Source organism: Streptomyces sp. WAC06614, from assembly GCF_003949795.1.
Taxonomy (GTDB): Bacteria; Actinomycetota; Actinomycetes; order Streptomycetales; family Streptomycetaceae; genus Streptomyces.
The window spans coordinates 1-4338 of record NZ_RPRY01000460.1; the positions used below are offsets into that span (position 1 = coordinate 1).

At 74.3% G+C, this 4338-nt stretch carries 5 protein-coding genes; 2 read left to right on the forward strand and 3 right to left on the reverse strand.

Translation table 11 applies throughout. The features are described from left to right. Positions 1–97: 97 nt before the first annotated feature. Positions 98–493, reverse strand: a complete 396-nt coding sequence (locus EF918_RS33090; RefSeq protein ID WP_125652593.1) for a cell division protein SepF — start codon at positions 491–493, stop codon at positions 98–100. A 98-nt stretch (positions 494–591) separates the two neighbouring features. Between EF918_RS33090 and EF918_RS33095 the strand changes: the two genes are divergently transcribed. Together EF918_RS33095 and EF918_RS33100 are read left to right on the forward strand one after the other, a co-directional pair. Then, on the forward strand, positions 592–1191 hold the full coding sequence (locus EF918_RS33095; RefSeq protein ID WP_125652594.1) for a TetR/AcrR family transcriptional regulator: 600 nt from the start codon (positions 592–594) through the stop codon (positions 1189–1191). A gap of 49 nt (positions 1192–1240) precedes the next feature. Beyond that, complete coding sequence (locus EF918_RS33100; RefSeq protein WP_125652597.1) at positions 1241–1951, forward strand: DUF2470 domain-containing protein; 711 nt, start codon at positions 1241–1243, stop codon at positions 1949–1951. A 48-nt stretch (positions 1952–1999) separates the two neighbouring features. On the opposite strand, the gene EF918_RS33105 is transcribed toward EF918_RS33100, so the two are convergent. Together EF918_RS33105 and EF918_RS33110 are read right to left on the reverse strand one after the other, a co-directional pair. Then, positions 2000–3331: an LLM class flavin-dependent oxidoreductase gene (locus EF918_RS33105; RefSeq protein WP_125652595.1), complete on the reverse strand. Its 1332-nt coding sequence runs from the start codon at positions 3329–3331 to the stop codon at positions 2000–2002. A 9-nt stretch (positions 3332–3340) separates the two neighbouring features. After that, positions 3341–4261: an ABC transporter permease gene (locus tag EF918_RS33110; protein ID WP_125652596.1), complete on the reverse strand. Its 921-nt coding sequence runs from the start codon at positions 4259–4261 to the stop codon at positions 3341–3343. Between the last annotated feature and the right edge of the window lie 77 nt (positions 4262–4338).

A 4338-nucleotide genomic window follows, 5' to 3' on the forward strand; every position in this document is an offset into this window, starting at 1 on the left:
GGCCGGGCCTGACCTGGGTGGTGGCGTCCATGCGCGGACGCTACGGCGGGCCGGTCGGCGCCGGCCCGCGCCGAACCGTTCCGCCGGCCCCACCTTCCTACGATCGGGGGACGGCCGCGGCCGCGATCCCCTCGACCTCGGTGCCGACGGGCGCGAGCAGGAAGACGTTCCGGTCGACCCGGTGCATCCCGCTGCCCAGTCCGAACACCACGCCGCTGCTGAAGTCGAGGATCCGCTTGGCCACCTCGGTGTCGGCACCGGTGAGGTCGAGCAGGACGGGGATCTGCGCGATGAGGTACTCGGCGACCTCCCGCGCGTCCGCGAAGACCTGCACCCGGATCACCACGAACCGCCGCTGCTGCGCGGCGGCGGCCCCGGGGGCGGCGGGGATGGTGCGGTGGTCCACCCGGGAGGGCCACTCGTTGCGACTGCGCAGCGGCACCACCTGCGCCAGTCCCTCCCACTGCTCGTCGGTGACGTCGTACCTGCTCACCGGGCGGCCTCGCCCACACGCTTCTTGTGCATCCACCCATCCTCTCGCGTTTCACCCGTTCAGCCCAACAACGACACGGAGCACGTATCGTCGCGGCCATGACCAGCCAGCTGACCCGAGGGGCCCGGCCCTCCCGGCGTGCGGACGCGGCGCGCAACCGGGCGCAGATCCTGGCCGCGGCCGAGCAGTTGTTCTGCGACCAGGATCCGCGGACGGTCACGATGGACGCGATCGCCAAGGCCGCCGGGGTCGGCCGGGCCACGCTGTACCGCCGTTTCCCCGATCCGGCGTCCATCGCGGTCGCCCTGCTGGACGAGCACGAGCGGATCCTCCAGGGGCAGTTGGCGTACGGTCCGCCGCCGCTGGGGCCGGGTGCGCCCCCGGCCGAGCGGATGGAGGCGTTCTACGAGGCGGCGACCGGGCTGCTGGAGCGGCACCTGCCGCTGGCACTGGGGGCCGAGGCGGGCCGGGCCCGGTTCACCGGGAGCGCGTACGGGCACTGGCGGGCGCATGTCCGGGCGCTGCTGGCGGAGGCGGGCACGGAGGACCCGGAGGCGTGCGCGGACATCCTGCTGAGCCCGCTGGCCCCGGAGGTGTACCAGCACCAGCGCCACACGCTGGGCCTGAGCCGGCGGCGGATAGGGGACGCGCTCGGCCGGCTGGCCCGGCGGGTGCTCGGCGGGCCCGAGATAGGTTAGGTTAGGTTTACCTAACCCACTCGGGACGAGGGAGAGATTCCGTATGCGCATGCCCGGCGCCCCCGCCACCCCGGCCGCCCCCGCGCCGCGGCCCACCGACGCCGAACGGGTGCGCTCGGTCCTGGCCGCGGCCCACTCGATGACCGTGGTCGTCGACGGACTGCGCACGGAGGTCCACCGCCTGGACGACGGTGATCCGCTGGACCGGCTGCACCTGCACCCCGACGACCCGGGCCCGGGCGACGACCCCCGCCCCACCGTCCGGCTGGAGTTCACGGACGTCGCCCCGACCGCCGTACGCGACCGGGTCCGCGCCCGGGTCACCCTGCTGGGCCGGCTGCTGACCCCGTGGACCGGGGAACCCGGCGCGACCACGTGCGTCGCCTTCGGCCGGGCGGTGCTGGAGACCGCCGAGGGCACCGCCCGGCTGGGCCTGGAGGAACTGGAGGCGGCCGAGCCCGACCCGCTGGCCCCCTACGAGGCGGGGATGCTCACCCACCTCGTCGACGACCACCCCGAACTGGTCACCCTGCTGCTGCGCCTGGTGCCCCCGCGCGCCACCGCCGGGGTGCTGCGGGCGCTGCCCGTGGCCCTGGACCGGCACGGGATCACCCTGCGGCTGGAGGACCGCACCGGCCACCAGGACGTCCCCCTGGCCTTCCCCTCCCCCGTGGCCGACGTCGAGCGGTCCGGCGCGCAGATCCAGGCCCTGCTGAGCAAGGCCCGCCGGCTCTCGCACCGCAACACGCTGCCGGCCTGACATCCGTCAGGCCGGCAGGGGGAAGGAGGCGGGGAGGCAGCGGGGCGGCTACGCCGTGACGTAGCGGTTGACCGGCCGCGGCAGGCCGTAGTGCTCGCGCAGGGTGCGGCCGGTGTACTCGGTGCGGAACAGCCCGCGGCGCTGGAGCACCGGCACCACGTGGTCCACGAAGTCGGCCAGCCCGGTGGGCAGCACCGGGGCCATGATGTTGAACCCGTCCGCCGCGCCCTCGGTGAACCACTCCTCCAGCTCGTCGGCGATCCCCTCCGGGGTGCCCGCGACGACCCGGTGGCCGCGGCCCGCACCGAGCCGGGCGATCAGCTCGCGCAGGGTCAGCCCCTCGCGCCGGCCGAGCTCGGCGACCAGCGTGAAACGGCTCTTGTTGCCGTTGATGTCCCGCTCCTCGGGCAGCTCCGGCAGCGGCCCGTCCAGCGGCAGCCCGCTCAGGTCCACCCCCAGCATCCCGGAGAGCTGGGCGAGACCGTACTCGGGCACCTGGAGCTCGGTCAGCTCCTGCGCCAGCGCCTCGGCCTCGGCCTGCGTGGAGCCGATCACGGGGGCGATGCCCGGCAGGACCAGCAGGTCCTCCTCGGAGCGGCCGTAGCGGGCCAGGCGGGACTTGAGGTCCTTGGCGAAGGCCTGGGCGTCGGCCAGGGTCTGCTGGGCGGTGAACACGGCCTCGGCGTACTGCGCGGCGAACTCCTTGCCGTCCTCGGAGGATCCGGCCTGCACCAGCAGCGGGTGGCCCTGCGGGGAGCGGGGCACGTTCAGCGGCCCGGCCACCTGGAAGTGCTCACCGCGGTGAGCGGCCGGGTGCAGCTTGTCGGTGTCCGCGTAGACCCCGGACTCCCGGTCCAGGACGATCGCGTCGTCCTCCCAGCTGTCCCACAGTTTGGTGGCCACCTCCAGGAACTCCCGGGCCCGCTCGTAGCGGACGTGGTGCGCCAGGTGTTCCTCCCGGTTGAAGTTGCGTGCCTCGTCCACGGTGCCGGAGGTGACGATGTTCCAGCCGGCCCGGCCCCCGCTGAGGTGGTCCAGCGAGGCGAACTTCCGGGCCAGGGCGTACGGCTCGTTGAAGGTGGTGGAGGCCGTGGCGATCAGCCCGATGTGTTCGGTGACGGCCGCGATCGCGGACAGCAGGGTCAGGGGCTCGAAGCCGCCGAGGGCATTGTGGCGGGCCTTGCCCCACAGGGCGACGCCGTCGGCGAAGAAGATCGAGTCGAGCTTTCCGCGTTCGGCGGTGCGGGCCAGCTCCTGGAAGTAGGACAGGTCCGTGATCCGCTCGGGACTGGAGCTCGGGTGGCGCCAGGCGGCGTCGTGGTGGCCGGCGTTCATCAGGAACGCGTTGAGGTGGAGGGTGCGGGGCGGCTGGGCGGTCATCGGGGTTCCCTAGGAGGAGGCGGGGACGCGCCACCGGCTGAGGCGGCGTTCCACGGTGACGAGGAGCTGGTTGAAGGCGACGCCGAGGGCGGAGACCGTCAGGATGGCGGCGTACATCTGCGGGACGGCGAAGTTGAACTGCGAGGCGTTGATCAGGTAGCCGAGGCCGGCCTTGGCGCCGATCATCTCGGCGGCGACGAGGACCAGGACGGAGACCGCCCCGGCCAGCCGGATACCGGTGAAGACGGCCGGCACCGAGGCCGGGAGGACCACCTTCTGGAACAGCCGGAGCGTGGACAGGTCCATCGAGCGGGCGAGGCGGACCAGGGTGGGGTCGGCGCCGCGGACCGCGCTGATGGTGTTGAGCAGGACCGGCCAGACGCAGGCGTAGACGACGAGGGAGATCTTCGAGGTCTCGCCGATGCCGAGCAGCAGGACGAACACGGGCAGCAGGGCCAGGGCCGCGGTGTTGCGGAACACCTCCAGCAGCGGCCCGAGCAGGTCGGCGACCGGCCGGTACCAGCCGATGAGCAGCCCCAGGGGCACGGCCACGGCGACGGCGATGCCGAAGCCGCCCAGCGAACGGACCAGGCTCGCGCGGGTGTGCTCGACGAGCTGCCCGTCGAGCAGGAGCTCCCACCAGGCGGTGGCGACCTCGCTGAAGGGCGGCAGGAAGGTGGCGTCGACCAGCCCGAGGCGGGGCGCGGCCTCCCAGAGCAGCAGCAACGCCACGACGGCGGCGCTGCGCAGCGCGACGGCCCGCGCCGAGCGCCCGACGGCCCGGACCACCCGGCGCGCCGGCCCACCACCCGGGCGCCGGGCGGGCGCGGCGGGTGCGGCGGGCTCCGCCGTCTCGGGCGCGGGCGCGGCAGGGGTCGGCTCCTCGGGCGCTGCGGGCGCTGCGGGCTCCGCCGTCACGGGCCCGGCCATGGGCCGGGGTTCCACCGCGGCGGGTGCGGCGGGTGCGGCGGGGGGGGGGGTGGGTTCTTTAAAAATTTCCCCGCCCC

Coding starts and splice junctions, on each gene's coding strand:
- EF918_RS33095 (WP_125652594.1), top strand. CDS start 592: ATGACCAGCCAGCTGACCCGAGGGGCCCGGCCCTCCCGGCGTGCGGAC.
- EF918_RS33100 (WP_125652597.1), top strand. CDS start 1,241: ATGCCCGGCGCCCCCGCCACCCCGGCCGCCCCCGCGCCGCGGCCCACC.
- EF918_RS33105 (WP_125652595.1), bottom strand. CDS start 3,331: ATGACCGCCCAGCCGCCCCGCACCCTCCACCTCAACGCGTTCCTGATG.
- EF918_RS33110 (WP_125652596.1), bottom strand. CDS start 4,261: ATGGCCGGGCCCGTGACGGCGGAGCCCGCAGCGCCCGCAGCGCCCGAG.